This window comes from Streptomyces sp. NPDC037013, assembly GCF_055607265.1.
The window spans coordinates 1047679-1074361 of record NZ_JBVJRV010000001.1 but is presented as its reverse complement, the minus strand read 5'-3'; the positions used below and the strand labels follow the sequence as shown (position 1 = coordinate 1074361).

29 protein-coding genes are annotated in these 26683 nt (G+C 72.9%); 21 read left to right on the top strand and 8 right to left on the bottom strand.

Features of this window, described 5'->3' with window-relative positions:
- Positions 1-57: 57 nt before the first annotated feature.
- A complete protein-coding gene (locus ACZ7DY_RS04710; RefSeq protein ID WP_471130234.1) occupies positions 58-690 on the bottom strand; it encodes a TNT domain-containing protein in 633 nt (210 codons plus the stop codon).
- Between the two features lie 404 nt (positions 691-1094).
- On the opposite strand from ACZ7DY_RS04710, the gene ACZ7DY_RS04705 reads away from it, so the two are divergent.
- A complete protein-coding gene (locus ACZ7DY_RS04705) occupies positions 1095-2324 on the top strand; it encodes a lactonase family protein (RefSeq protein ID WP_471129954.1) in 1230 nt (409 codons plus the stop codon).
- A gap of 35 nt (positions 2325-2359) precedes the next feature.
- On the opposite strand, the gene ACZ7DY_RS04700 is transcribed toward ACZ7DY_RS04705, so the two are convergent.
- Positions 2360-3133: an SDR family NAD(P)-dependent oxidoreductase gene (locus tag ACZ7DY_RS04700; protein ID WP_471129951.1), complete on the bottom strand. Its 774-nt coding sequence runs from the start codon at positions 3131-3133 to the stop codon at positions 2360-2362.
- A gap of 119 nt (positions 3134-3252) precedes the next feature.
- Between ACZ7DY_RS04700 and ACZ7DY_RS04695 the strand changes: the two genes are divergently transcribed.
- On the top strand, positions 3253-4053 hold the full coding sequence (locus ACZ7DY_RS04695; protein ID WP_471129948.1) for an inositol monophosphatase family protein: 801 nt from the start codon (positions 3253-3255) through the stop codon (positions 4051-4053).
- Positions 4054-4157: 104 nt separating this feature from the next.
- The gene (locus ACZ7DY_RS04690) at positions 4158-5564 is read left to right on the top strand and encodes an ankyrin repeat domain-containing protein (RefSeq protein ID WP_471129946.1); all 1407 of its coding nucleotides are present in this window, start codon (positions 4158-4160) and stop codon (positions 5562-5564) included.
- Here the strand turns inward: ACZ7DY_RS04690 and ACZ7DY_RS04685 are convergent.
- Entirely contained in the window at positions 5551-6153 is a 603-nt protein-coding gene (locus ACZ7DY_RS04685) for a cysteine hydrolase family protein (protein ID WP_471129944.1), read from the bottom strand. The genes ACZ7DY_RS04690 and ACZ7DY_RS04685 overlap by 14 nt on opposite strands.
- A gap of 54 nt (positions 6154-6207) precedes the next feature.
- Between ACZ7DY_RS04685 and ACZ7DY_RS04680 the strand changes: the two genes are divergently transcribed.
- Positions 6208-6495, top strand: coding sequence for a DUF1232 domain-containing protein (locus ACZ7DY_RS04680; protein WP_471129941.1), 288 nt, complete (start codon positions 6208-6210; stop codon positions 6493-6495).
- Here ACZ7DY_RS04680 and ACZ7DY_RS04675 read toward each other — a convergent pair.
- From ACZ7DY_RS04675 to ACZ7DY_RS04665, 3 genes are all read right to left on the bottom strand, one after another.
- Positions 6460-7173, bottom strand: coding sequence for a DUF2470 domain-containing protein (locus tag ACZ7DY_RS04675; RefSeq protein WP_471129939.1), 714 nt, complete (start codon positions 7171-7173; stop codon positions 6460-6462). The two genes, ACZ7DY_RS04680 and ACZ7DY_RS04675, sit on opposite strands and share 36 nt — an antisense overlap.
- 143 nt (positions 7174-7316) lie before the next feature.
- Positions 7317-7973: an MBL fold metallo-hydrolase gene (locus ACZ7DY_RS04670; RefSeq protein WP_471129936.1), complete on the bottom strand. Its 657-nt coding sequence runs from the start codon at positions 7971-7973 to the stop codon at positions 7317-7319.
- Positions 7973-9058 (bottom strand): S-(hydroxymethyl)mycothiol dehydrogenase, encoded by a 1086-nt coding sequence (locus ACZ7DY_RS04665; protein WP_471129934.1) that lies wholly within the window; start codon positions 9056-9058, stop codon positions 7973-7975. Before ACZ7DY_RS04665 ends, ACZ7DY_RS04670 begins: the two co-directional genes overlap by 1 nt.
- Before the next feature lie 208 nt (positions 9059-9266).
- Here ACZ7DY_RS04665 and ACZ7DY_RS04660 point away from each other — a divergent pair, with 208 nt between their 5' ends.
- The 6 genes from ACZ7DY_RS04660 (at position 9267) to ACZ7DY_RS04635 (ending at position 14111) form a co-directional block, all read left to right on the top strand.
- Positions 9267-10043 carry an ABC transporter permease gene (locus ACZ7DY_RS04660; protein ID WP_471129931.1) on the top strand — a complete coding sequence of 259 codons (777 nt, stop codon included), beginning with the start codon at positions 9267-9269 and terminating at the stop codon, positions 10041-10043.
- 27 nt (positions 10044-10070) lie between these two features.
- Complete coding sequence (locus ACZ7DY_RS04655; protein WP_471129929.1) at positions 10071-10559, top strand: glutathione peroxidase; 489 nt, start codon at positions 10071-10073, stop codon at positions 10557-10559.
- A gap of 107 nt (positions 10560-10666) precedes the next feature.
- The gene (locus ACZ7DY_RS04650; RefSeq protein WP_471129926.1) at positions 10667-10831 is read left to right on the top strand and encodes a hypothetical protein; all 165 of its coding nucleotides are present in this window, start codon (positions 10667-10669) and stop codon (positions 10829-10831) included.
- Between the two features lie 112 nt (positions 10832-10943).
- A complete protein-coding gene (locus ACZ7DY_RS04645) occupies positions 10944-11669 on the top strand; it encodes an alpha/beta hydrolase (RefSeq protein WP_471129924.1) in 726 nt (241 codons plus the stop codon).
- Between the two features lie 200 nt (positions 11670-11869).
- Positions 11870-13072, top strand: coding sequence for a D-alanyl-D-alanine carboxypeptidase family protein (locus tag ACZ7DY_RS04640; RefSeq protein WP_471129921.1), 1203 nt, complete (start codon positions 11870-11872; stop codon positions 13070-13072).
- A gap of 22 nt (positions 13073-13094) precedes the next feature.
- Entirely contained in the window at positions 13095-14111 is a 1017-nt protein-coding gene (locus ACZ7DY_RS04635; RefSeq protein WP_471129919.1) for a Gfo/Idh/MocA family protein, read from the top strand.
- Positions 14112-14143: 32 nt separating this feature from the next.
- On the opposite strand, the gene ACZ7DY_RS04630 is transcribed toward ACZ7DY_RS04635, so the two are convergent.
- Positions 14144-14557: an SsgA family sporulation/cell division regulator gene (locus tag ACZ7DY_RS04630; protein ID WP_471129917.1), complete on the bottom strand. Its 414-nt coding sequence runs from the start codon at positions 14555-14557 to the stop codon at positions 14144-14146.
- Between the two features lie 232 nt (positions 14558-14789).
- Between ACZ7DY_RS04630 and ACZ7DY_RS04625 the strand changes: the two genes are divergently transcribed.
- From ACZ7DY_RS04625 to ACZ7DY_RS04595, 7 genes are all read left to right on the top strand, one after another.
- Positions 14790-14933, top strand: a complete 144-nt coding sequence (locus tag ACZ7DY_RS04625) for a hypothetical protein (RefSeq protein ID WP_471129914.1) — start codon at positions 14790-14792, stop codon at positions 14931-14933.
- A 361-nt stretch (positions 14934-15294) separates the two neighbouring features.
- The gene (locus ACZ7DY_RS04620; RefSeq protein WP_471129911.1) at positions 15295-15813 is read left to right on the top strand and encodes a cupin domain-containing protein; all 519 of its coding nucleotides are present in this window, start codon (positions 15295-15297) and stop codon (positions 15811-15813) included.
- 64 nt (positions 15814-15877) lie between these two features.
- The gene (locus ACZ7DY_RS04615; protein ID WP_471129908.1) at positions 15878-16852 is read left to right on the top strand and encodes a GNAT family N-acetyltransferase; all 975 of its coding nucleotides are present in this window, start codon (positions 15878-15880) and stop codon (positions 16850-16852) included.
- A gap of 83 nt (positions 16853-16935) precedes the next feature.
- On the top strand, positions 16936-18480 hold the full coding sequence (locus ACZ7DY_RS04610) for an ATP-dependent DNA ligase (RefSeq protein WP_471129906.1): 1545 nt from the start codon (positions 16936-16938) through the stop codon (positions 18478-18480).
- Between the two features lie 140 nt (positions 18481-18620).
- Positions 18621-19007, top strand: a complete 387-nt coding sequence (locus ACZ7DY_RS04605; RefSeq protein WP_471129903.1) for a hypothetical protein — start codon at positions 18621-18623, stop codon at positions 19005-19007.
- 110 nt (positions 19008-19117) lie between these two features.
- On the top strand, positions 19118-19603 hold the full coding sequence (locus ACZ7DY_RS04600; protein WP_471129901.1) for a cation:proton antiporter regulatory subunit: 486 nt from the start codon (positions 19118-19120) through the stop codon (positions 19601-19603).
- A 4-nt stretch (positions 19604-19607) separates the two neighbouring features.
- Positions 19608-20882: a cation:proton antiporter gene (locus ACZ7DY_RS04595; protein ID WP_471129898.1), complete on the top strand. Its 1275-nt coding sequence runs from the start codon at positions 19608-19610 to the stop codon at positions 20880-20882.
- Between the two features lie 58 nt (positions 20883-20940).
- Here ACZ7DY_RS04595 and ACZ7DY_RS04590 read toward each other — a convergent pair whose 3' ends face one another.
- Positions 20941-21789 (bottom strand): alpha/beta fold hydrolase, encoded by an 849-nt coding sequence (locus ACZ7DY_RS04590; protein WP_471129896.1) that lies wholly within the window; start codon positions 21787-21789, stop codon positions 20941-20943.
- 256 nt (positions 21790-22045) lie between these two features.
- Between ACZ7DY_RS04590 and ACZ7DY_RS04585 the strand changes: the two genes are divergently transcribed.
- The 4 genes from ACZ7DY_RS04585 to ACZ7DY_RS04570 all read left to right on the top strand — a co-directional run bounded on the left by ACZ7DY_RS04585 (position 22046) and on the right by ACZ7DY_RS04570 (position 26675).
- Positions 22046-22753, top strand: coding sequence for a hypothetical protein (locus ACZ7DY_RS04585; RefSeq protein ID WP_471129894.1), 708 nt, complete (start codon positions 22046-22048; stop codon positions 22751-22753).
- A gap of 116 nt (positions 22754-22869) precedes the next feature.
- Positions 22870-23475 carry a sigma-70 family RNA polymerase sigma factor gene (locus ACZ7DY_RS04580; RefSeq protein ID WP_471129892.1) on the top strand — a complete coding sequence of 202 codons (606 nt, stop codon included), beginning with the start codon at positions 22870-22872 and terminating at the stop codon, positions 23473-23475.
- Between the two features lie 132 nt (positions 23476-23607).
- Positions 23608-25131 carry an MFS transporter gene (locus ACZ7DY_RS04575; protein WP_471129889.1) on the top strand — a complete coding sequence of 508 codons (1524 nt, stop codon included), beginning with the start codon at positions 23608-23610 and terminating at the stop codon, positions 25129-25131.
- Between the two features lie 11 nt (positions 25132-25142).
- Complete coding sequence (locus ACZ7DY_RS04570; RefSeq protein WP_471129886.1) at positions 25143-26675, top strand: MFS transporter; 1533 nt, start codon at positions 25143-25145, stop codon at positions 26673-26675.
- The last annotated feature ends 8 nt before the right edge of the window (positions 26676-26683 follow it).

The window sequence follows — 26683 nt, the reverse complement described above, 5'->3', positions numbered from 1 at the left end:
TCGGCCCCTCCCCGCGTCCGCTCTCGACGACAACGACCGGCAGGAGAGGCCGGTCCGCTAGTGGTTCGCCGGCTTCAGGTAGCCGTGGTCCAGCAGCCATTTCACGTTGAGCCGCTGCCCCTCGCCCGGGTTCAGGAAGCCCGGGTCCAGCTTGATCTGCTGCCCGCCGCCGGGCTGCTCGAACCACGGGGCGATGCCGCCCTGCCAGACGCGGAAGGACTTGCTGACCTTGTAGACGCGGTAGTCACAGGCGAAGGCGGCGTCCCGGGTGTTGAGGTTCTGCGGGGGCAGGGCGCGCTTGGCGTAGGCGTCGCCGACGGGCGCGAGGTACCCGCCGTACTCCGAGCCGAAGCGGTCCAGCTCCTCGCCCCGCTCCAGCAGTTCCGGATGCTTGTCGACCTTGCCCTTGACGGTGCGGAAGCCGTCGTTGGGCGGGTACTTCCAGCTGCCGGTGTCGGCCGGGCCCTCCCAGTACTTCTTCAGGAAGGCCTTGGGCGACAGCTTGCCCGTCCGCTTCCAGTTCTTCAGGAGCGGTCCGACGGGCCGCTGCCACTTCCCGGGGAGCCAGGCCGGGCCGAGGCGGGCGTCACCGTGGAACTCTCCCGTGCACGGTTCGTGGGCCGCGGCGGCGCCCACCGGGGGTGCGGGTGCGGCGGAGGCCGCGGTGCTCGCGGCGGGGGCGGCCGCCATCGCGCCGGCGACGCCGAGCGCGGCCAGGACGGTACGGATCCGGATCACACGGCTGTGGTCCACTCAGCAACTCCTCATGCGTGTGCGGGCGATCGGCACATCCGTACCGGCCGTCCCGCATTTCTCGTGACTTCCTGCGGCCTCCGCGACCCACATCGGCCGCTCGCACACCGTATAAGGAGCGTCGCTCTCGGTGGTCGACGCTTCGCGCGAACTGCCCTCGGTTGGCTGAAAACAGGCGCGCCGAAGCCACGCGCGGGTGACGGGTCGGGAAGCCGGGACCCATGCCGGTGGCGCGCCCTCCCGCCGTGCGCCGCGCCGGTACGGGCACCTCTTGTCCGTTCCCTCGAAGACGAGGCACTGTGGCTGCCACATCCGTCATCACCGACGCACGAGGTGCAGGCATGAACAGCGGAGCACAGCCGGCCACGGGTTCCGGGGGCGCCGCTGGGCGGCGGCGGTTCATCGGCACGCTCGCGGGGGCGGCCGTCGCGGGCGTGGTCTCCTCGGCCTGCTCCTCGCCGGGCCGACAGGAGCCGGAGCGCACCGACCGCCCCCGGCGGAGCGCCGTCTCCTCCGCCGCCGAACGCCCGCGCCGCGAACGGCGCCTGTTCCTCGGGACGTACACCTCGCAGGAGGGCGGCGGCCGGGGCATCGGCATGGCGACGTACGACGAGGAGACGGGGCACATCACGGGGACCGGCACGATCACCGGTGTCCCCGACCCGTCCTACCTGGCGCTGCACCCCTCCGGCCGCACGCTCTTCGCCGTCGACGAACGCGCGAAGGGAGGCGTCACCGCCGTCGCCCTCTCCCCCGACGGGGGACACAAGGTCCTCGGCACCCGTAGCACCGGGGGCGCAGGGCCCTGCCACCTCTCCGTGCATCCCGGCGGGCGCTGGCTGCTCAGCGCGAACTACCTCTCCGGCAGCGTGGCCGTCCACCCCATCGGCGACTCCGGCGCGCTGGGCGAGCGGACCGATCTGGTCACCCACTCCGCGCCGCCACCGGGACCCGGCCAGGAAGGTCCGCACGCCCACCAGATCAGCACGGCCCCGGACGGCCGCCACATCCTCGCCGTCGACCTCGGCAACGACACCGTCTACACCTACCGCCTCGACGAGAAGGCGGGCACCCTCCGCCGCGTCGCGCAGGCCCGCCTGCGGCCGGGCGCGGGCCCCCGCCACCTCACCTTCCACCCGTCGGGGCGGTACGCGTACCTCGCCGACGAGTTGGACGACACCGTCGTCGTCTGCGCGTACGACCCGGCCACCGGCCGCCTCACGCCGGGCAGGCCGCAGTCGACGGGCACCGGCGGTGGCACCAGCTACCCGGCGCAGATCGTGGTGACGCGCGAAGGACGCTTCGCCTTCCTGGCCAACCGCGGCCACAACAGCATCACCCGGTACGCGATCGAGGGCGGCGGCGCCCGGCTGCGGCTCCTGAACACGGTTCCGGTCGGCGGCGACTTCCCCCGGCAGCTCGCCTTCTCACCCTCGCAGCGGCTGCTGTTCACCGCCAACCAGAAGTCGAGCTCGGTGAGCGCCTTCCGGGTCGACGGGGACAGCGGTGAACTCCGGCGCGTGGGCGAGCCGTTCGCGGCGCCCGTCGCGGTGTGCGCGCTGCCGCTCTGACCGCACCCGTCGTCCGCCGACCGGCCGGGCGTCCGTCAGTTGGAGGTCAGTCCGCCGTCCACCGCCAGCGCCGTACCCGTCGAGAACGAGGCACGGTCGCTGCAGAGCCACAGCGCCGCCTGGGCGACCTCGACCGGCTCCGCCATGCGCTTCTGCATCTGGCGGGCGACGAAGGCCTGCTCCAGCTCCGGGCGCGCCTCCACCACCTGGCTGATCATCTCCGTGCGGGTGGTCCCGACGACGAGGGTGTTGATGCGGATGTCGTGTGCCGCGTACTCGGCCGCGGCCGCCCTGGTCATGCCGAGCACGGCGTGCTTCGCGGCGACGTAGGGCACCGGCGCGCCGGTCGCCACCATGGCGGCGGTGCTCGCCGTGTTGACGATGGCGCCCTTCCCGGCCTTCAGCATCACGGGGATCTGGGAGCGCAGGCAGTTCCAGGTACCGCGGACGTTCACGTCCATCGTGCGGTCGAAGACCGTCTGGTCGAGCTCGTGCAGGGGCGCCAGTTGGTCGCCCGCGTAACCCGCGTTGTTGAACGCCGCGTCCAGGGCGCCGAAGTGCTCGCGCGTCGCGTCGACGGCGCGCTGCACGTCCTCGGCGACCGACACGTCGCCCACGCTGATCGCCGCTTTGCCGCCCGATTCGTTGATCTCCCGGGCGAGTTGGTCGAGCCTGTCCGCGCGGCGGGCCATCAGCAGGACCGCCGCCCCCTCCGCGGCGAACAGGCGGGCGGCCGCCTCACCGATCCCGCTCGACGCACCCGTGATCATGACGGCCTTGCCGGCCAGCAGTCCATTCGTTTCGGTCATGGCGTGAGTAAAGCCCCTGCGGCCGCGGTCCGCACCCCTCCGTGATCATGAGATCTCCCACAGTGCGGGAGTGCGACGACGGGGAGGCACGCGAACGGTCTCTCGGTATCCTGCGCGGCATGATCACTTCCTCCGCGGGAGCGGACGACACAGAGGTCGCGATAGCCGCGGCGCTCGCGGGCGCGGACGTGGTGCGCGGCCTGTACGGGCAGACGCTCGGCCGGATCGACAAGGGCGGCGGTGACTTCGCGACCGCCGCCGACGTGGCGGCCGAGAAGGCGATCCTCGACGTCATCCGTGCCGCACGCCCCGATGACGCGGTGCTCGGTGAGGAGGGCGGACGGAGCGGGGCCGCCGGTGCCGCGCGCCAGTGGCTGGTGGACCCGTTGTGCGGCACCCTCAACTACGCCGTGGGGAACATGCTGGTGGCCGTCAACGTCGCGCTGCGGGACGGACCGGCCGCGGTGGCCGACCCGTTCGGCGGGGAGGTCTTCCACACGGACGGCGTGAGCGCCCGGGTGCGGCGGAACGGGGTCGACGCCGTGGCGGTCCCCACGCCCGCCACCGCTCTCGTGGACGTCAATCTGGATCCGCCGTTCCCGGGCGCGCCCGGCTTCCGCGGCGTGGAGCTGCTGGCCCATCCCCTGTTCGTCGAGCGGTTCCGGCCCCGGGTGGTGTCCACGACGCTGGCCCTCGCCTGGGTCGCGGCCGGCAAGCGGGCCGCGTACGTCACCGATGGCGGGGACCTGTCCGGCAGTGTGCACTTCGCCGCGGGCATCGCCCTGTGCAGGGCCGCGGGGTGTGTGGTCACCGGGATCGACGGCGCCCCGGTCGGCGAGGGTGGCCGGGGACTCGTGGCGGCGGCGGACGCCGGGACGCACGACCTCCTGATGTCGGTGATCCGCGACCTCGGGCAGTGACGGCCGCGCGCCACGACGGCTCCGGCATGCGCCGGGCAGGGGTGCGGACTCGGATGCCCTGAGCACCGCACGTACCGTGACATCCGGACCAAGGGGGGCGGGGAATGGGCGACGAGGGACTCGACGCGCGGCTCGTGGCGGCGGTGCGGGCGGGGGACGCGGGGGCGGTGCGTGCCCTGCTGGGCTCGGGCGCCGATCCGGACGCGCTGGACGCGGCGGGCCTGCCGGTGCTGTGCGCCGCGGTGGCCGCGTACGACGCGGTGGTCGCCGAAGCGCTGGTGGAGGGCGGGGCCGACCCCGACCGGCCGCTCCCGGACGGCACCACACCGCTGTGGCGGGCCATCGACGGCGGCTCGCCCGCCGTCTTCACCGCCGTGCTGGGCGACGAGCCCCGGCTGCGCCTGCCCCAGGACGCCCGCGAGCGGCTCGTCGCGCTGGCCCGCGGCTGGTACGAGACGGGCGCCGCCGAGGAGTTGCGGCGCAGGACCGGCGCGACGGGCCCGGCGGTCACGTGCCGCGTCGTGGACGACACGTACGACTGGGTCGAGCAGGTCTCGCTCGGCGGACTCGTCGTACGGGCCGGGCACGGCGCCATCCTGACGACGCTGGAGTGGGCCTTCCGCATCCTGACGCCCGTCGACGAGCTGATCGCCCGCGCCGTACGGGAGCCCGACGACGAACATGTCGACTGGCAGGCCGTCGGCTGGACCCTCGCCAGGCGCCCCAGCGACGAGACCTGGTCCGCCGTGGTGGCCCACCGCCACCACCCGGAGCCGGCGCACCGCCGGTTCGTCGCGGACTACTTGCGCCTGCGGTCGTTCGTCGACCCCGGCCGCCCCTCCTATGGCGAGAAGGAGGGCGAGCTGCTGGTCACCTGGGCCACCGAGGAGACGGACAGCGGGCTGCTCGCCAAGGTCCTCGCCTCCCTCACCGAGTACGACCATCCCGGCCAGGAGGCCGTCGGCCTCCGCCACGTCGGCCATCCCGACCCGCGTGTACGCCGCGAGGTACCCGACACCTTCCTCGCCGACGGGCTGCGCTCGACGACGGTCAGGCAGGCCGTACTCACCCTCATGCGTGACCCGGACTCCGAGGTCCGGGTCCGGGCCTGCGAGGTCGCTGTCCACGACGACGTACTGCTCCCGGAGCTCACCCGGGCCACGCTGGCGCTCCTCGAAAGTCCCGACGCCGCCGAGCGGCGCCGGGCGACCGTCATACTGGCGGGCTCCCGTGACCACTCCCCCGCCGTGTCGGACGCGCTGTGGGCGATGCTCGACGAGGACGACCAGCTCGTGCGCCTGGAGGCCGCCTGGGGCCTTGCCCGGCGCGACGACCCCGGGACGGAGGCAGCGTACGAGCGTGTCGGGGAGCTCGGTCCGGGGTTCGAGGAGGACCACCGGCTCAACGCGCTGTGGCGCTGGAGGTGGCGCCGGGAAGAGGCCGGCGCCGGCACGCCGTCAGAGGAGTCGGCGGACCTCTCCCGGGATCCGGCGGCCGCTACGGACGCGTGAAGCCCACGTCGGCCGCCCTGGCGACGATCTCCACGGTGTCGCCGAGGGCCCACTCCGCCACCCGCGAGACCGTCGCCGCCGGCACCACGTCGCTGATGCCCTCGGCGGCGGGAATGTCGTACGTGGCGTGCGCGTCGTGCGGCAGGACGACGCGGAAGCCCAGCTCCAGCGCGGTGCGCGCCGTGGCGCTCACGCACATCTCCGACATCACGCCGCAGACGGCGAGCGCCTTCACGCCGGCGTCGCGCAGGAGTTCCTCGAGCCCGGTCTCCTCGAAGCCGTCGTCCACGGTCTTGCGCAGGACGACCTCGCCGCGGCCGGTGTCGACGGGCAGGTGAAGCCGCCATCCGGGGGTGCCCGGCTCGTCGGGAGTGCCGGGGTCCCCGTCATTCTGCAACTGGACGACGAGCGCGCCGTGCTCGCGCGCCCGGGACAGCAGCCCTTCCACCGCGTCCAGGAGCCGCCGGTCCTCTGGTACGGCACCGTCACCGGTGACGAAGGCGGACTGCACGTCGACGACGATCAGCGCCTGGACGGGCTCGACGGACGGGTGGGGCGGGGTGTGCCCTGCGGGTATCGACTGCGTCATCCCGCCATCATGCCTGCGGGACGCCGGGCGCCGAATTGATTAACGTACAGGGGTATGAACACGGACCTGACCGCACTGCTCGTCGGCGCCGCCGTGCTGGTCGCCGCGACGCTCGCCGTCGCGGTCGTCCTGCTCGTACGGCTCGTCCGGACCCGGCGCGACCTGCGCAGAGCCGGGCTTCCCGTCGAGCGGCAGTGGGTGTTCTGGGCGGCGGTCGCCTACCTGGTGCTCCCCACCGACCTGCTGCCGGATCCGGTCTTCCTCGACGACATCGGGGTGCTGGTGCTGGCCCTCAGATCGATGCGGTCAGCCTCCGACGGGCCGTCCGCGCCGCACGGTTGAGAGACGGGCCTTCATCAGAAGTGCGTGCATGCACTCCGTCACCTGCGTGACGTCCTCGACGAGCTGGTGGAACGGGAGGCGGACGTCGGCCTGGCCGCGGGCGCGTTCGAGCCGCAGCGAGATCCCGTGCCGGTCGACGGCGAGCGGGCGGACCCGCACCACGCCCTGGAGGCTTTCCGGGCTGATGAGGCGGGTGAGCTGCTCGACGGCGTCGGGGTGGGCGTCGGCGAGGTGGGTGAGCAGGCGCGACTCCGCCTCGGCGAGCGGATCGGGCACGGTCAGGGCGAGTTCGTCGAGCTCGACGCCCTGGCGCTCCCCTGTGGAGTCCTGCAGCACGGCGCAGGTCGGCTCGAAGATGAGGTCGTCGCCGTCGTACGTCAGTGAGCCGGAGAGCCAGAGCCGGGCGCGGATCCGGTCCCTGAGCGGTACGGGCGCGACGTCCGCGAACTCGATCAGGGTGGACGGCTCGCCGCGGGGCGCGCAGATGAGAGCCGCGGCCAGCGCGCTGTCGTCGGGCGGCGAGAGCCGGAGCCTGCCGTCCTCGGTGACGCTGTGCGCGCCCACGAGTTCGTCCCTGCCGATCTCGGTGGTCACCGCGCAGGACCATGCGGTGGCGAGCACCGAACGGGCGCGTGCCGCCGCTGTGGGCACGATCGTGCTGCTCTGACGGACAGCCATCCTCAACCTCCATTAGGTAAGCCTTGCCTAACTTATCTGAGATTGCGGAACGGGGCCAGTACGCCTCATGGCCCCGCGCGGCGGACCACGCGAGGCCATGAGGAGTACGCCGTCACCTGCGTCGGCCGGTCGGCACAGAGCGGTCAGTGCCCCCTGGCGATCCACTCCTCCAGGTGCGGCGCCTCGGCACCGACCGTGGTGCTGTCGCCGTGCCCGGTGCGCACCACCGTCGCCGGCGGCAGCGTCAACAGCCGCTCCCTGATGGACTCCACGATCGTCGGGAAGTCGCTGAAGGAACGGCCCGTCGCGCCGGGCCCGCCGGCGAAGAGGGTGTCGCCGGTGAAGACGGTGCCGAGCGCGGGGGCGTGCAGGCTGACCGCGCCGTGGCAGTGGCCGGGCGTGTGCAGCACCTTCAGGACGGCGCCCGCGACGGCGAGTTCCTGACCGTCCGCGAGCTCGCCGTCCGGGGCGCGGTCGGGGTGCGTCCGCTTCCACAGCTCCGCGTCGGCGGGATGCAGCAGGATCGGCGCGCCCGTGCGGTCGGCGAGGGCGGGCGCCGCGTCGATGTGGTCGTCGTGGGCGTGCGTGCAGATGATCGCGACGAGCCGGCGCTCCCCCACCGCGGCCGCGATGGCGTCGGCGTCGTGCGCGGCGTCGATGACGACGCACTCGCTGTCGTCGCCGACGATCCATACGTTGTTGTCGACCTCCCAGGTGCCGCCGTCCAGGGAGAACGTCCCGGACGTGACGAGGTGGTCGATACGCGTCCCCCGCGCGTCCGGCGTGGCCTCGGCCGCCATCAGAACATCACCACCGAACGGAGCACGTCGCCGTGGTGCATGCGCTCGAACGCCTTCTCCACGTCCTGAAGGGCGATGGTCTCCGTGACGAACGCGTCCAGGTCCAGGCGCCCCTGCCGGTAGAGGTCGATGAGCATCGGGAAGTCGCGGGAGGGCAGACAGTCCCCGTACCAGCTCGACTTGAGCGCGCCGCCGCGCCCGAAGACGTCGAGCAGCGGCAGCTCGATCTTCATCTCCGGGGTGGGGACGCCGACGAGGACGACCGTGCCCGCCAGGTCGCGGGCGTAGAAGGCCTGCTCGTACGTCTCCGGGCGGCCGACCGCCTCGATGACGACGTCGGCCCCATGGCCGCCGGTCAGCTCGCGCACCGCCTCGACGGGGTCGGCGGAGCGGGAGTTGACCGTGTGCGTGGCGCCGAGGCCCTTCGCCGTCTCCAGCTTCTTGTCGTCGATGTCGACGGCGATGATCCGCGCGGCGCCCGCCAGGCGGGCCCCCACCACCGCGGCGTTGCCGACGCCGCCGCAGCCGATGACCGCGACGGAGTCGCCCCGGCCGACGCCGCCGGTGTTGATGGCGGCGCCGATGCCCGCCATCACTCCGCAGCCCAGGAGCCCGGCCGCGGCGGGCGAGGCCTCCGGGTCCACCTTGGTGCACTGTCCGGCGGCGACGAGTGTCTTCTCCGCGAAGGCGCCGATGCCGAGCGCGGGCGAGAGCTCGGTGCCGTCGGCGAGGGTCATCTTCTGCCGCGCGTTGTGCGTGTCGAAGCAGTACTGGGGGCGGCCGCGCAGACACGCGCGGCACTGGCCGCACACCGCACGCCAGTTGAGGATCACGAAGTCGCCGGGCGCGACCTCGGTGACGCCGTCGCCGACCGACTCCACGACGCCCGCCGCCTCGTGACCGAGCAGGAACGGGAAGTCGTCGTTGATCCCGCCCTCGCGGTAGTGCAGGTCGGTGTGGCAGACCCCGCACGCCTGGATCTTCACCACGGCCTCCCCCGGCCCCGGATCAGGGACGGTGATCGTCTCGATCCGCACCGGCTCGCCCTTCGCGCGTGCGATCACGCCCTGCACCTGCTGCGCCATGACTTCAGCCCTTCTTTCGCTGCACGTCTTACCCACCCCATCGTTACAGGTCGGGCACCCCGGCACGGCGGTCCCCTCTCCGCCACGAGCAGAGCACGGACACCGGCGCTTCCTCCACCCCTTCGCGGAACCGGATGGCGGCGGGACGCGCCGGGGAACGTGGCCCGGGCGTGCCGGACCGGCGGGCCGCGCGATCTAGGGTGTGCCCGTGCTCAACCTCGCCGCCCAGGCCCTCCTGCCGGTCAACACCGCGCTCGCCGTGGCGCTGCTCGCGCTGCTGCTCATCGCCGCGGCAGCGGCGGCCGTCTGCCGGCTCACCCCCGACGGCTCGCGCGGCAGGGCGCGCGAGATCCTGGTCGCCGGAGTGCGCGCCACCGCTCAACTGGCCGTCGTCTCCCTGGTGATCGGCTGGGTCGTGCACCACCTGCCGGCCATGTTCGGGTTCCTGCTCCTGATGGTCGCCGTGGCCGTGCGCACCGCGGGCCGGCGCGTCACGCCCAACGGCACCTGGTGGTGGACGGTGCTGCCGATCGCGGGCCCGGTCGTACCGGTGGTGACCGGGCTGGCCCTCGCCGGCCTTCTGCCCGTACGGGGCGTGGCGATGATCCCGGTGGCGGGCATCCTCATCGGCGGGGCGCTGACCGCCACGGTCCTCGCGGGCCGTCGCGGTCTGGACGAACTCCAGACCCGGTTCGGCGAGTTCGAGGCGGGCATCGCCCTGGGCCTCGCCGACCGCGACGCCCGTCTGGAGGTGATCCGCCCGGCCGCGTCGGACGCGCTGCTGCCCGGTCTCGACCAGACCCGCACGGTGGGTCTCGTCACGCTTCCCGGCGCGTTCGTCGGCATGCTCCTCGGCGGCGCCTCCCCCGTGCTCGCCGGCGCCGTGCAGCTCTTCGTGCTGATCGCCCTGATGGCGGTCCAGGCGGTCGCGGTGGCCCTCACCGTGGAACTGGTCGCCCGGGGCAGACTGCACCGCGAGGCGTGAGCCGGGCACGGCGTAGGCTCGGGGACCATGTCTGTCCACGAAGTAGAAATCGGCTCCCTGCGCGGCGGCCCCGCCGACCTGCGCCAGTACGAGGGCAAGGCCGTCCTCGTCGTCAACGTCGCCTCCAAGTGCGGTCTCACCCCGCAGTACGCGGGCCTTGAGCGCCTCCACGAGCAGTACGCGTCCCGCGGGTTCAGCGTCCTCGGCGTGCCCTGCAACCAGTTCATGGGCCAGGAGCCCGGCACCTCCGAGGAGATCGCCGAGTTCTGTTCGGCGACGTACGGCGTGACCTTCCCGATGACGGAAAAGGTCGAGGTCAACGGCGCCGGCCGGCACCCGCTGTACGAGAGGCTCGTCGGTACGGCGGACGCGGAGGGCCACACCGGCGACATCCGCTGGAACTTCGAGAAGTTCCTGATCGACCCCGCGGGCAACGTCGTGGCCCGCTTCTCGCCGCAGACCGAGCCCGACGCCCCCGAGCTCGTGGCCGCCGTGGAGAAGCACCTGCCGGCCTGACCTCGGCGGCCCGGCATCCGGAAGTCGGGGCCCGCGGCGACTTCGGTCCGCCGCGGGCCGACTTTCGGGCGATCCGCGGGCGGGGCCGTGCCGCCTGGCGTCGGAGCATGGCTTCCACCGGACGGTTCGGCCCCGCTCTCGCGCTCTTCTTGCTGGCGCCGTTCGTCGGCGAGTTCCTGCTGGGCAACCTCACGGTCGCCGAGTTCGGTCCGGGCGTCGTGCTCGCACCGCTGTACGGGTGGCCTGCCGCTCCTCGACGGTCGACCTGGTGAGCAACGCGGTGTGCGCGGTGATCGCGCTGGCGGTACTCGTCGTGTGCGGGCGCCGCACTGGCGTGCTGCCTGACGTTTACGCCGGCACGTACGGATGGACGGAGCGGGAGACATGTCGACGTATCTACTGGTCCACGGTGCCTGGCACAGCGGGCGGTGCTGGGACCGCGTGGTTCCCTTCCTGGAGGCCGCCGGGCACCGGGTGATCGCGCCGTCGCTGACCGGCTACGGCGACAAGAAGCATCTGCTGAGCCCCGAAGTGGGACTCGACACGCACGTCGACGACATCGTCGGGCTCATCACCGGGCAGGACCTCACCGACGTCGTGCTCGTGGGGCACAGTTACGCCGGACTGGTCGTCTCGGCCGCGGCCAACCGCCTCCCCGACCGCATCGCCCATCTGGTCTACGTGGACGCGATGGTCCCGCGGGACGGCGAGACCGCGGTCGACGTCATCCCGCTCAGCCAGGTCCTGATCGATCTGGGCACGCGGTCCGAGAGCGGCTGGCGCATTCCCCCGCCCCCGGAGCTGCCGCCGCCCGCCGGCCTCTTCGGGGTCACCGATCCGGCGGACATCGCCCGGCTGCGGACGATGCTGTCGGATCAGCCGGTGCGCTGTCTCACGCAGCCGGTACGGCTCGACGACCCGGCCCTGGACGCGGTGCCCCGGACGCACATCCACTGCGTCGTCGGCGTTCCGGAGGGCATCACGCAGCGTCCCGTCCCCGCGGTCCAGCCCAACGGCGACCCGGCCCAGGTGTGGGAGCTGCCGACCGGCCACGACTGCATGATCACCATGCCCGCCGAGCTCGCCGGGCTCCTCCTCGAGGTCGGCTGACCCCCGCGCCCCGAACTCCCGGCCCCGTTCGAGCCCGCCTCGGAGGCCGGGACCAGTCCCCGTACACGCCATAGACGGCAGGCGAAGTGACGAGGTGAAACCTGCGTCCGACCCCGGCACGACCCTTGCCCCGCACGGGGACACCACCAGCCGGACCAAGCCGATCTGCGGACCTCCAGCAGCGCTCATACGGTGACTGAATGGTCATCAGGTACCTTTCGCGCCCCTTCTCCGTACGCACGGCCGCCCTCGCGCTCGGGACTCTGGTCCTCCTGTCCTCACCCGCCGCGGCCACCGAGGTGCCGGCCGAGCCCGCTCCGCCGCGGCCCGTGCCCGTCTACTCGTCCGCCCTCCTCGACCGCCCCGGCGTCCAGGTCAGGCCCGGCCCCAACGCTCCCGGCCTGCCCGCCGGGGTGTCGGCCCTCGCCTGGGTGGTGGCGGACGCCGGTACGGGGGAGGTGCTCGCCGCGCGGGACGCGCACCGGCAGCTGCCGCCCGCCTCGACCCTCAAATCCCTCTTCGCCCTGACGGCGCTCCCCCACCTGGACGCCGACATGCGCCACGTCGTCGCCGATCACGAGCTGGACGAGGTCGGGGAGGGCAGCAGCATGGTCGGGGTGGCCACCGGCCGCGCCTACCGGGTCGCCGACCTGTGGCGCGGCGTCTTCCTCAGCTCCGGCAACGACGCCGTGCACGTGCTCGCGGGGCTCAACGGCGGCCTGGAGAAGACCGTGCAGGAGATGCGCGCGAAGGCCCGCGAGCTCGGCGCCAGGGACACCCACGTCGTCTCGCCCGACGGCTACGACGCCCCCGGTCAGGTCTCGTCCGCGTACGACCTGGCCGTCTTCGGCAGGGCGGGACTCGCCGACCCTCAGTTCGCCCGTTACTGCTCCACGCGTGTCGCGCGGTTCCCCGCGGGCGGCTGGTCGTACCCGATCCAGAACACCAACCGGCTGCTGACCGGCGCCGACGGCGTCTCGCCCTATCCGGGCCTGCTGGGCGTCAAGAACGGCTACACCAGCCACGCGGGTTCCACCCTGATCAGTGCCGCCCAGCGCGATGGGCGCACCCTCGTCGTGACGGTGATGAACCCCCAGGGGGGCGGCGGGCGCGCCGTGTACGAGGAGGCGAGGTCCCTGCTGGACTGGGGCTTCGCGGCGGCCGGCAAGGTGCGGCCGGTCGGCTCGCTGCTGCCGCCGAAGGAGGACCGCGCGGCGCCCGAGCCCGCGCACGCGGGCGGGAAGGCCGCGCCGAGCGCGGACTCCGGCGGCTCCGAGTGGCCCGCGATGCTGTTGGTCGCCTCCGGCGCGGTCGTCCTGCTCACGGGCGGCGTCCTGGTGATCCGCCGGCGCCGGGCGGCTACGGTGGCCCGGCGCACAGGCGCGGGGGACGGCGTCGACTGAGCGGATACCGGGAGGGTGAAGAGTGGACGGTCTGCTGGGGGTGGCGGTACTCGGCGCGGGTCACATGGGCGCCCACCACGTACGGAGGATCGGCGGGACCGTGGGCGGCGCCCGCGTCGTCGCAGTCGCGGACCCCGACGCGGGGCGGGCCGAGGCGGCGGCCGGGCGCGACGGCATCTTCGTGCACCGGGATCCTCTGGCGGCACTGAACGCTCCCGGCGTGGAAGCGGTCCTGGTGGCCTCGCCGGAGGACGCGCACGAAGAGGCTCTGCTCGCGGCGTGCGAGCGCGGTCTGCCGGTGCTCTGCGAGAAGCCGCTCACCCCCGACCCGGTCTCGGCCCTCAGGGTGGTGGAGGCGGAGGCGCGGCTGGGGCGCAGGCTGATCCAGGTGGGCTTCATGCGGCGGTACGACCCCGAGTACGCGGCCCTGAAGTCCCTCCTCGACACCGGAGACCTGGGGCGTCCGCTGCTCCTGCACTGCCGCCACCGCAACGTTTCCTCTCCCCCGCACTTCACCTCCCCGATGCTGATCAGCAGCTCCGTCTCGCACGAGATCGACGCGGCGCGCTGGCTGCTCGGCCAGGAGATCACCGCGGTGACGGTGATCCGGCCGACGCCGTCGGCGGACGCACCGCCGGGCCTGCTCGACCCACAGCTGGTCCTCTTCGAGACGTCCGGGGGCGCCGTCGTCGACGTGGAGGTCTTCGTCAACTGCGGCTTCGGCTACGAGGTGGGATGCGAGGCCGTCTGCGAGCGCGGCAGCGCCCGGCTGGGCGACGCGCACACGATGGTCGTGCGGTCAGGGGGCCGGGCCCACGAGCAAGTCGCCCAGGACTATTTGGTGCGGTTCGCCGACGCGTACGACCGTGAGGTACGGGCCTGGGTGGCCGCAGCCAGGGAGGGCCGGGTCACCGGTCCGAGCGCGTGGGACGGGTACGCGGCGGCGGCCGTCGCCGAGGCCGGCGTCGCGGCGCTGGACAGCGGGACGCGGACCACGGTGGAAATGGCCGACCGGCCGGCGCTGTACCGGGCCGGATGACCGTCACGGTCTCCCGCACGCCGGGAGGTGGCTCATACGCCGCCGAGCAGGCGCGAGAGCCCGGTGTCCAGATCCAGACCCTCGCCCTCGTCGTCGGCGGGCACCACGCCGTACGACCGGACCAGGAAGCGGCGCAACACGATCGTGTCGAACTGCACCAGGGCGAGCCCCTGGTGCGAGTGGAACTCCATGACCGTCCGGGCCCGGCCGCACGGCCAGATGTGCACGTCACCGCTGCCCGCCGGACTGCCGAGTCCCTCCTCGAGGAGCTGGCGGGCGAAGATCCAGGTGACCTCGGCACCGTCGAGCGACGCCTCCGAGGGGAAGGTCATCTGGATGGCCAGCGGGTCCTCCGTCGAGTAGCGCAGGACCACGGCCAGGGCACGCTCACGACCCTCGGGGGTGACGAGACGGGCGCGGGTGGGCTCTTCGAGGGTGACGGCCATGGTCGGGCTCCACTTCTGATGTTGCAGTACTCGGCGTTCCGCTTCCGGGGACTCCTGTGCCCTTACGACCCGGGCCAAAGGGGTGTCATTACGCCAACACGCCAATAGATCGATGTGACCTGCATCACTCACCTTCCGTGAGTCGGACCGCGCCCGACGTCCCCGCCGACGTCCCATCCGACATGGCCGCGGCTCCGCCGGGCCTCCCGGCGGAGCCGCGGATCCGACCGCCATGCCCGTCCGGGTGCCCACCACGAGCGAATACACGCGTGTCGTCGAGCAACAACAGCCACACCTGTTGGCGTACGCCCGCGCACTCACCGCCAACGCCAGGGTCGCCGAGGACCTCGTTGTCGCGGCCCACTTCCGCGTCTGACGGCACCTGTCCGGGGGCGTGAGACCGAGAACGTACCCGCGTATCTGGTGACCACCGTGCGTCACCTGGCGGCGACGGTCGGTCGGCGCCCCGAGGGCCGGGAGACGCCGCCCGACCCCGGCTTCCGGTTCCGTTTGGGTACCCGGCGCCGCCGGCGCACTCTTCGGCGATCTGCCGAAGCAGCTGCTGCGGAGCTCGGCCTAAGGTCCTAGGTCTCCGTCGGCCGCGCCTCGGCCCGTGGGTCCGCCGGAGATCAGTCGTCGGCCCGATGCCGCCTCCCGTGCCCGCGAGACACGATGCCCGTGCAGGTCCGCCCCGGCACACAGAGCCGACCGGCGGAGACCCACCGAAGGAGCGCGTCATGTCCTACCCGCCTCGCCTCTCGTACCCCGAGCCCCGCTACCACGGCACCGGGGGTGAGGTGAACGCGTCCTTCCGGCCGGCCGACACCCCGCCGGAGATCTCCTCGCCCGGCGGAGCCACCCATTACCTCGCCACCCACGAGTCGACAGGCGGTGAATTCGGCCTGTACAAGTCGGAGTTGGCGCCCCGGTCCGCAGGCGCCAAGACGCACTTCCACAGGGCGATGTCCGAGTCCTTCTACATCCTCTCCGGCGAACTGGAGCTCTACAACGGGGAGAAGTGGGTGACCGGGCGAGCGGGTGATTTCCTGTACGTCCCGGTGGGCGGACTGCATGCTTTCAAGAACGTGACCGACGAACCCACGTTTATGCTCATGCTCTTCTCCCCGGGCGCGCCGCGCGAGGAGTACTTCGAGCAGGTGGCGGAGGTGGCGCAGCGCGGTCCCGAGGAGCTCAAGGAGTTCCGGATCCGGCACGACAGTTACTTCACCGAGGACTTCACGCCCGAGGCGGGGTGAGGACCGAGAGTGCGGACGAGAGGGAGGACGACACATCGCAGCGCGAGGACAGGATGCCCGGCCCATGATCTTCCGTCCCGCGGTCGAGTCGGACCTCGACCGTTTCCTCCCCCTCATCGCCGCCGACCCGGCCTGTGACCTCACGGCGGACACGTACCGGTCCCGGCTCGCCGACGGCCAGTACCGGCCCGAGTGGACGTGGCTGGCCGAGGACGCCGACGACGGTGCGGTGCGCGCGGTCGGCGTGTGGTGGGGAAGTCCCGGAGCGGCCGGCCCCGGCGCGCTGGATGGTCTCTTCGTGCACGACTCGGTCGGAGCGGGCGAGGGGCGGGCCGCGGTGGCCGCCGGGTTGCTCACCGCCGCGCACACGCGGTTCGCGGCCGAGGGGCTCGCCGCGCCGCCGGAGCACCACGTCTTCCTGCCCGTGGACTGGCGCGAGCGCCCCGACATCGCCGCGGCCCTGGGCTGGCGCCGGGAGGCGGCGCGGCGGGCCGGGCTCGGCGTGGAGGTGGAACGGGCGCGTTACGAGTGGACGCCGCGGCCCGGTCTGCCCGGAGCGGGGGTCCCGGCGGCCTCGGAGCGTGTGCGCTGCCGCGCGGAACCGGACGACGAGGTCTTCGTCGACCTGTTCCGGCGCGTGCTCGCGGGCACGTTGGACGTCTCCTCCCGCAAGGAGGCGGCACGGATCGGGGCCGAGGCGCAGGCGCGGGGCGACGTCGCCTTCTACCGGGACGACATGCCCGGGGAACGCTCCTGGTGGCGGGTGGCCCGGACGCCACAGGGCGAGATCGTGGGTTTCGTGCTGCCCTCGCGCAACGAGACCTGCCCGGTGATCGGATACCTCGGCGTACTCCCCGAGCAACGCGGTCACGGGTACGCGGACGACCTCCTCGCCGAGGCCACCCGCCTCCTGGTCACCGAGACGGACGCACCTCTGATCCGCGCCGACACCGATCTGGCCAACACGCCGATGGCCGCCGCCTTCGAACGCGCCGGATACCGTGCCCGCGGCCGCCGTCTCGTCCTGTCCGCCACCTGAGGCGCCGCGTCCCCGGCCCCGCCCGGGTCGGCGCGCCCCCGTCCGCCCATGCGTCGCGCCCGGCCCCGGTGCAGGATGGGCTCATGTTGCTCGCCCGGCTCGCACACGTCTCCAAAGAAGTGGCCGCCACCTCCGCGCGGTCCAAGAAGATCGCGCTGCTCGCCGAGTTGTTCCGGGCGGCCGAGCCCGACGACGTGCCCGTCGCCATCCCCTATCTGGCGGGCCGGCTGCCCCAGGGGCGGCTCGGCATCGGCTGGAGCACGCTGAAGGAGGCGGGGCCACCGGCCGACGAACCGACGCTGACCGTGCGCGGAGTGGACGAGGCGCTCACGGCGATCGGCGCGGTCTCCGGCCCCGGGTCGCAGGCCGAACGGAAGCGCCTGGTCGGCGAGTTGATGGGGGCCGCCACCGCCGACGAGCAGCGGTTCCTCTTCGGGCTGCTCACCGGCGAGGTGCGGCAGGGCGCGCTGGACGCGGTGGCCGTCGAGGGACTCGCGCTCGCGACGGAGACCCCGGCGGACGCCGTACGGCGCTCGGTGATGCTCGCGGGTTCGGTGAGCCCCGTCGCCCAGGCGCTGCTGGCGCGCGGCGCGCAGGCGCTGGACGACTTCCGGCTCACGGTGGGCAGTCCCGTCCAGCCGATGCTGGCGCACAGCGCCGCGTCGGTGGCGGAGGGCATCGACAAGCTGGGCCCGTGCGCGGTCGAGGAGAAGCTCGACGGCATCCGGGTGCAGGTCCACAGGAACGGCGACGACGTCCGCGTCTACACCCGCACCCTCGACGACATCACCGACCGGCTGCCCGAGCTGACCGAGGCGGCGCTCGGTCTCGACGGGACTCATTTCATCCTGGACGGCGAGGTGATCGCGCTGGACGGCGACGGGCGGCCGCGCCCGTTCCAGGAGATCGCCGGCCGTGTCGGGTCCCGCGTCGACGTGTCCGCGGCCGCGACCGGGCTGCCCCTGTCCCCCGTCTTCTTCGACGCCCTGTCCGTGGCCGGCCGTGACCTGCTCGACCTGCCGTTCGGCGACCGCCACGCCGAGCTGGCGGCCCTGGTTCCCGAGCCGATGCGCGTCCGGCGGGCCCTGGTGCCGGATCCGGAGGACGAGCGGCAGCGCGGCGAGGCGCAGGAGTTCTTCGAGGCGACGCTGGGGCGCGGCCACGAGGGTGTCGTCCTGAAGGCGCTCGACGCGCCCTACAAGGCGGGCCGCCGGGGTGCCTCCTGGCTGAAGGTCAAGCCCGTGCACACCCTGGACCTGGTGGTCCTGGCGGCCGAATGGGGTCACGGCCGCCGCACCGGCAAGCTCTCCAACCTGCACCTGGGCGCGCGGCGGCCCGACGGCACGTTCGCCATGCTGGGCAAGACCTTCAAGGGGATGACGGACGCGATGCTCGCCTGGCAGACCGAGCGCCTTCAGGAACTGGCGGTCGACAGCAGCGGTTACGTCGTGACGGTGCGCCCCGAGCTCGTCGTGGAGATCGCCTACGACGGCCTCCAGAAGTCCACCCGCTATCCGGCGGGCGTCACGCTCCGGTTCGCGCGGGTGGTGCGCTACCGCGAGGACAAGTCTCCCGAGGAGGCGGACACGGTCGAGACGGTCCTGCGGGGCGGGCCGGGCCCGGCGTAACTCTTGATCTTGTGTCGCGTTGGTCCGCGCGGGGTCGCGCGGAGGTCGCCACGGCGGCGGACCGCCGGCCCGCAGGACACCAACCGACAGGATCCGCTGCCCGTCACGGGTCCGTGAAGAAGAGTCGAGGGTCGCTCGCCATGCAGGACATCACCAGGAAGTTCGCCGCGGGAATCGGCGCGGTCGCCGCCGCGCTCGGCTGTCTCGTCGCCACGGGCCCCTCGGCGGTGGCCGACGGCAAGTGGTGCAACCACTCGGTCTGTATCGAGACCTACGACTCCGGGACCTATCTGGGCCGGGTCGAGGTGTCGGTCGTCAACACCAACCAGCCCAACCGCATCAGCGCCCGCGTGTGGACCACCACCGGCTGGAGCGCCCACACGAAGGTCGAGGATGTCGCCAAGTTCAGGACGTACCGGGATCAGGCGTACCCGCAGCGGCACTTCCCCGCGGGCACCCGGCTCTGCGCCGAGGGCTTCCGCGGCGGGGCGAGCGTCGGGCTTCCGTGCGTCACCCTCACCGACTGACCGTCCGACGACCGTCCGTTCCGCACGCCACGTGGCGGGGATTTTGCCAATCCTTGGCCCCGATAGGGTGACACCCGGGGGAAAACACCTATCGCGCAAGGGGAGAAGCTGTGCCCGCATCACGCCTCAGCCGTACGCCGCTTCCAGGCATCGGCATCCGGTACGACCTGACCACCCGAGAACAGCAACGCCTCTCGGTGGTCGCGCACCGGGACGGGGCCAGGACGCTGAGCGCCTACCGGTCCGACGACCCGGACGCCTGCGCGCTGTCGATGCGGTTGAGTTCGGGCGAGGCGGACGCGCTGATCGACGCGCTGATGCCGTCGCACCACAGCCCGAACCTGCTGCACACCACCGACCTGGGACTGGTCGCCGAGCGCATCCTGCTGTCGGCCACGTCGCACTGGAACGGGCGGCAGCTCGGCGAGACCCGGATGCGGACCGAGACGGGCGTCTCGATCGTGGCGGTGCTCCGCAGGGCCGACGCCATTCCGTCGCCCACCCCGGACTTCCGCCTCGCGGGCGGGGACACCCTCATCGTGATCGGGACGCGCGAAGGCGTGGAGACGGCCGCGACGATACTCGGGCGGGAGTGACCGCGTGCATTCAGCTGTCTTCCTCATCGAGTTCGGCGCGATCATCCTCGCGCTCGGACTGCTCGGCCGTTTCGCGGGCCGGTTCCAGTTCTCGCCGATCCCGCTCTACCTCCTCGCCGGACTCGCGTTCGGCGAGGGCGGACTGCTGCCGCTCGGGGCGAGCGAGGAGTTCGTCGCCATCGGCGCGGAGATCGGCGTCATCCTGCTGCTGCTGATGCTCGGGCTCGAGTACACGGCGAGCGACCTCGTCGGCAACCTCAAGACGCAGTACCCGGCCGGCCTGGTCGACTGCACCCTCAACGCCCTGCCCGGCGCCCTCGCCGCGCTCCTGATGGGCTGGGGTCCGGTCGCCGCCGTCGTACTCGCCGGTGTCACCTGGATCTCGTCGTCCGGCGTCATCGCCAAGGTCCTTGGCGACCTCGGACGGCTCGGCAACCGCGAGACGCCGGTCATCCTCAGCATCCTGGTGCTCGAGGATCTCGCGATGGCCGTCTACCTGCCCATCATCACCGCGCTGCTGGCCGGGGTCGGCTGGGCGGCGGGCAGCCTCACGCTCGCCATCGCGCTCGGCGCCGCGGGCCTCGTCCTCTTCATCGCCGTGCGGTACGGGCGGCTCATCTCGCGGTTCGTCTCCAGCGACGACCCGGAGAAGCTGCTCCTGGTGGTGCTCGGGCTGACCATCCTGGTCGCGGGCATCGCCCAGCAACTACAGGTCTCCGCGGCCGTGGGCGCCTTCCTGGTCGGCATCGCACTCTCCGGTGAGGTCGCCGAGGGCGCGCACACGCTGCTGGCGCCCCTGCGGGACCTGTTCGCGGCCGTCTTCTTCGTCTTCTTCGGACTGCACACCGATCCGGCGAGCATTCCTCCGGTGCTGCTGCCCGCCCTCGCGCTCGCCGTCGTCACCGCATTGACGAAGATCGCGACCGGTTACTGGGCGGCCCGGCGGGCGGGCATATCGGTCAAGGGCCGCTGGCGGGCGGGCGGCGCGCTGGTGGCGCGCGGCGAGTTCTCCATCGTCATCGCCGGGCTCGCGGTCGCCGCGGGCATCGAACCGTCGCTCGGACCGCTGGCCACGGCGTACGTCCTGATCCTCGTGATCGTCGGCCCGCTGACCGCCCGTTACGCGCAGCCCGTCGCGGCGTACGTGGGCGGGCTGGCCGGACGGAACGGCACGGCCGCCGGGGCCGGCACCGCGCAGGTGCCGGTACCCCAGGAGACGATCGAACCGGTCGAACCGGCCGAGCCCCTCGGCGGACGGGACGTCGCCGACCGCTCGTGAGGCGGCCCTTCGCCCTCGCCTCGTAATGATCACGATGATCACGCCTCGGTGCGCCGGCTCAGCGGCCGGCGCACCGGGGCTCGAAGTCCGGGTCCGCGGGGCCCTTGCGGCCCAGCGCGTTCAGGACCCACTGGGCGACGACCGGGTCCTTCGTCGCCTGGTCGTGCAGGAACGGGTCGAAGGGGCAGCGGTCCTGCACGACGACGTTGGTGGCGTACTCCTTCGGGCCCTTCAACAGGGCGCTGGTGTACGGGATCACGATCTCGTCGTGCCGCGTCGTGAGGACCGTGTAGTCGGGTCCGGCGGGCGTCTCGGTCCCGTCGTTGAGCTTCTTCAGCAGGGCGGAGTCCGTCATCTGGTCGGTGCAGGCCGGGCAGGCGATGTCGCCCAGCGGTCCGGCCAGGGGGTTGGCGGTGCCGTGGTTGGACGGCACGATGCCGACCAGGTCGTCGACCTTTCCGGCGCCGCCGAGGAACTTCACGTAGTAGCGGGGCATCATCCCGCCCTGGCTGTGCCCCACGAGGTCGACCTTCGCCGCCCCCGTGGCGCCGCGCACCGCCTCGACGAAGTCCGCCAGTTCGGCGGCCGACCGCGGGACCGGGGCGGTCGCCAGCTTGCCGTAGTTGAACGCGAAGACGCAGTAGCCCGCTCTCTTCAGCCTCGGTGAGAGCGTGGCCCAGTTCTCGGCCATCAGCTTGAACGTGCCGTTGACCAGGACCACCGGCTGCGGGTGTGCCGCATCCGGCTTGCACGACCAGTCGTTGGCGCCTCGGGGCGGTATGTCCAGGGCCGACATCGGCGCGGAGCCGGCGGCGGAGGCATGGGCGGGCGCGGCGAGGCCCACGACTCCGAGGGTGAGGACGGCCGCGGCGGTCAGCCAGGACCGCACGGTGTGACGCAGGTGCATGGTGGTTCCCCAATGTTGGGCGACTTGTTCCGCGAACACGAACACGAACGCAAACACGAATACGAACGCGGTTCGGCAATGCCGACCGCTGGATGAGATCGTTTTCGCTGTGCACACAGCGCGTCAAGGGGATGCCACCTCCGCCTTCGTCACATGACGCGCTAGGCAGGGGCACATTCGGGGCAGTGCGGTGCATTTCGGGCATCTCGCGGACTCGCCGCCCCCGCCACCGACGCCGCCTGGCACGATGCTCCCCATGACCTCAGGGCCCGCGTTCCGCCTCGCACGAGCCGCGATGTTCGCGGCCGTCTGCGTGGTGACGACGGCCCTGGGGCACGCGCTCATGTCCGGTGCGGCACTGCCCTGGTGGGCGGTCGGGTACGCGTTCGGCGCCACGACCGCCGCGGCCTGGTGGCTGACCGGACGCGAGCGCGGGGCGGCGGCCGTCACGGGCGCCACCGTCGCGGCACAGCTGGGCCTGCACGAACTGTTCGCGCTGGCGCAGCGGATGGGTGTACCGCCGGGCCGAGGCGGGCCTCCGCACGCCTCCGTGACGCCGCGTCACGGCGGTGACGGCATGAGCCACATGGACCACATGTCTCATATGGACCACCTGTCCGGCGGTTCGCCGCACTCCGCGGGCATGCCGGACGAGGGTGCCTCCCACTGGATCATGTCCGTCTTCGGGCACAGCGGCACCGGCATGTTCCTCGCCCACGTCGTCGCCGCGCTGATCTGCGCGCTGTGGCTGTGGCGCGGCGAGGCCGCCGCCTTCCGTACCGGACGGGCCCTGGCCGCGGCCGTGTTCGTGCCGCTGCGGCTCGTCCTCGCGGTCCTGGTCACCGCCCTGCCCCCCACTCCGCCGCACGTCGGCGCGCTCGTACCCGTGCCGCGACTGCGCGGGGTCCTCCTCCAGTACGCCGTATCACGCAGAGGTCCGCCGGTCCTGCCGGCCTGTTCCTGACACCGCCCGCACCCCCTCGGTGCCGGGCGGATCTTCGGCGTTCGCGTACGCGGGGCACCACCCCGCCGCGCGCCCGCGCCGTTCCTCGAACTCCTTTCACCGAAGGACCTTCTGCGATGACCCCTGCCCTGACCCCCGCCTTTCCGCGCTCACGGCCCGGCGGAGACCCGGACCGCGACGAACTCATCACCCGCTGGGCGCTCGCGGCCCGCGACGGTGACGCCCAGGCGCTGGAACAGTTCGTGCAAGCCACCCGGCGCGACGTCTGGCGGTTCGTGGCCCACCTCAGCGGCGATCTGCACGGCGCCGACGACCTCACCCAGGAGACGTACCTGCGGGCCCTCACCTCGCTGCACGGCTACGCCGCCCGCTCCGCGGCCCGCACCTGGCTGCTCGCCATCGCGCGGCGCACCGTCGCCGACCGATTCCGCTCGGCGGCGGCCCGGCCGCGGATCGCCGACACCGGTGACTGGCAGGCGGCCGCCGAGCGGGCCCAGCCGCGCGGCCTGCCCGGTTTCGAGGAGGGCGTGGTCCTGCGCGACCTCCTGGAGCGCCTCGACGCGCCGCGCCGCGAGGCGTTCGTCCTGACCCAGCTCGCCGGACTGCCGTACGCGGACGCGGCCGACGCGGCGGGCTGCCCGGTCGGCACCGTGCGTTCGCGGGTGGCCCGCGCCCGCGCGCGGGTGAGCGAGCAGCTGCTCGCCGCGGACCGGGCCGGATAGCTGGTCCCCGGCCGCTCCGGGGCCTCTCGCGGGGCCCCGGAGCGGGGGCGGGGGGATCCCCGGTCGCGTCACCCGATCAGTGCGTTTAGCGTGGGGCGGGGGTGTCTGGAGGCCACCATGGACCGTGAAGCCATGCCCACGTCAGAGGGTGTGTCCGCGCCGGATCCCGCCCGCGAGACGGGCTCTCCGGCGACCGTCGCGCACACCGGAGGCGGACGTCACGAACACCGCTGGCTGATCCTCGCGGTGATCGGCATCGCCCAGCTCATGGTGGTGCTCGACGCGACGATCGTGAACATCGCGCTGCCCTCGGCCCAGCGCGACCTCGGCTTCACCGACGGCAACCGCCAGTGGGTCGTCACCGCGTACGCGCTCGCCTTCGGCTCCCTGCTGCTGCTCGGCGGCCGCATCGCCGACCTGGTGGGGCGCAAGGTCGTCTTCCTCGCGGGTCTGGCCGGCTTCGCGGTCGCCTCCGCGATCGGCGGCGCGGCGAACAGCTTCTCGATGCTGGTGGCGGCCCGCGCGCTGCAGGGCGTCTTCGGCGCGCTCCTCGCGCCCGCCGCGCTCTCCCTGCTCACGACCACCTTCACCGACCCCCGCGAGCGCGCCAAGGCCTTCGGCATCTACGGCGCGATCGCGGGCGCGGGCGGCGCGGTGGGCCTGCTGCTCGGCGGCGTGCTGACCGAGTATCTGAACTGGCGCTGGTGCCTGTACGTGAACCTCGCCTTCGCCGTGGCCGCGATGATCGGCGGCGCGCGCCTGCTGCACCCCGGCGCTCCCCCGGACCGGCCCAAGCTGGACGTGCCCGGCACCGTCCTGGTGTCGGCCGGCCTCTTCTGCATCGTCTACGGCTTCTCCAACGCCGAGACGCACGCCTGGGGTTCGGTGCTGACCTGGGGCTTCCTGGTGGCCGGCGCGGTCCTTGTCTCGGCGTTCGGATGGTGGCAGTCCCGCGCGGCGCATCCGCTGCTGCCCCCGCGGGTCGTCCTCGACCGGGACCGCGCGGCCTCGTTCCTCGCGATGTTCATCTCGGGCGCGGGCATGTTCGGGGTGTTCCTGTTCCTCACGTACTACCTCCAGCAGATCCTGGAGTACACGCCGGTCAAGACCGGGCTCGCCTTCCTTCCGATGGTCGCGGTGATGGTGGTGGCCTCGGTGGTGACCACCAACAACCTGGTGCCCCGGGTTGGTGCGAAGCCCGTCGTGCCGCTGGGCATGGGGCTCGCGGCCGCCGGCATGGCCTGGCTCACGGCGCTCGACGTGAGCAGTGGGTACGCGGCCCACGTGCTGCCGCCGCTGCTCGTCGCCGGCCTCGGTCTGGGTCTCGTCTTCGCCCCGGCGATGAGCATGGCGACGGCCGGTGTCGCGGCCCATGACGCGGGCGTGGCCTCCGCGATGGTCAACACCAGCCAGCAGGTGGGCGGTTCGATCGGCACGGCCCTGCTCAACACGCTGGCCACCACGGCGGCCTCCAACTACCTGGTGGGCCGGAAGCCGACGCCCCGGGTGCGGGCCGACGCGGCGATGCAGTCGTACTCGACCGCGTACTGGTGGTCGGCGCTCTTCTTCGTGGTCGGCCTGCTAGTTACCGTGATCCTCTATCGCAGAGGTGCGCCGGTGCCCAGGGACACGGACAGCGGCGCGGTCCACATGTAGGGGGTGGGACGGTGACGTCGAGCCGGGTTCCGGCACCGGGCGAGGCCCGGGCGGCGGGCGGCGAAGGCGGTGTCGCGCTCGCCTCGGCCCGCGGCCGCTGGATCCTGGCGTGCGCGGTGCTCGCCTCGGGCATGGCGCTGCTCGACGGGACCGTCGTCAACGTCGCCCTGCCGACGCTCGGCAGGGACCTCGGGACGTCGATCTCCGCCCTGCAGTGGGTCGTCAACGCCTACATGCTCACTCTCTCGGCGCTGCTCCTGCTCGGCGGGGCGCTCGGCGACCGCGTCGGACGGCGCCGCACCCTCGTCATCGGCGTGGTCTGGTTCGCGGCGGCGTCCGCGCTCTGCGGGCTCGCGCAGGACGCCGGGACACTGATCGCGGCCCGGGCGCTGCAGGGCATCGGGGGCGCGCTGCTCACCCCCGGTTCCCTGGCGCTCGTGCGCGCCTCGTACCGCCCCGCCGACCAGGCGCGCGCGGTGGGCGCGTGGTCGGGGCTCGGCGGTGTGGCCGGTGCGGTGGGGCCGTTCCTCGGCGGCTGGCTGATCGACGGGCCGGGCTGGCGGTGGATCTTCCTGATCAACGTCCCGCTGGCCGCGCTGGTGCTGTTCGCGGTGCGTCACGTGCCGGAGAGCCGCGACGAGGCCGCGTCCCGGCAGCCGTTCGACGTGCGCGGAGCGTGTCTGGCCGCGCTGTTCCTCGCGGGCGTCAGCTTCGCGCTCATCGGCGCGTCCGGCGACGCCTCACCGGCCGGCACGCTCCTGCCGGGTCTTCTCGGCCTTGCGGCGGGTGTCGTCTTCGTCCTGGTCGAGCGCCGGGGAGAACACCCGATGCTGCCCCTCGAACTGTTCCGCTCGCGCCTGTTCACCGCGGCCAACGTGATGACGCTGTGCCTGTACTCGGCCATCGGCGGCATCCTGTTCATGCTGCCGGTGCAGTTGCAGACGACCCTCGGGTACGACGCGCTGGAGGCGGGCACGGCGACGCTGCCGATCACCGTCCTGATGCTGCTCCTCTCCGCGTCCGCCGGTGATCTGGCGCGGCGCCTCGGCCCGCGGCTGCCGCTCGTGGCGGGGCCGCTGGTGGCGGCCGCCGGAGTGCTGCTGATGCTGCGGGTCCGCCCGGGTGCCGCGTACGTCACCGAGGTGCTGCCCGCGGTGGTCGTCCTGGGCGTCGGCATGAGTCTGTTCGTGGCACCGCTCACGGCGACCGTGCTCGCCTCGGTGGACGCGAGTCGCGCGGGGCTCGCCAGCGGCGTCAACAACACGGCGGCGCGGATCGCGCAGTTGCTCGTCGTGGCGGGGCTTCCCCTCGCGGTCGGCCTGTCCGGCTCCGCGTACGCGGACGCGGGCGCGCTCGACACGGCGTTCGGGAAGGCCGCCGTGGGCTGCGCGGGCCTCTTCGTCCTCGCGTCGGCGGCGGCCGCGGTGTTCGTGCGGCCGACTCCGGCGGCCTGGCACGGTGACCACGGCAACGAACCGCGGTGCAGGACCTGTCTGGGCGTGGAGTCGCCGCCGCTGGAGCCGGGCGGGCGCGCCGGGGAGTGAGGGCGGCG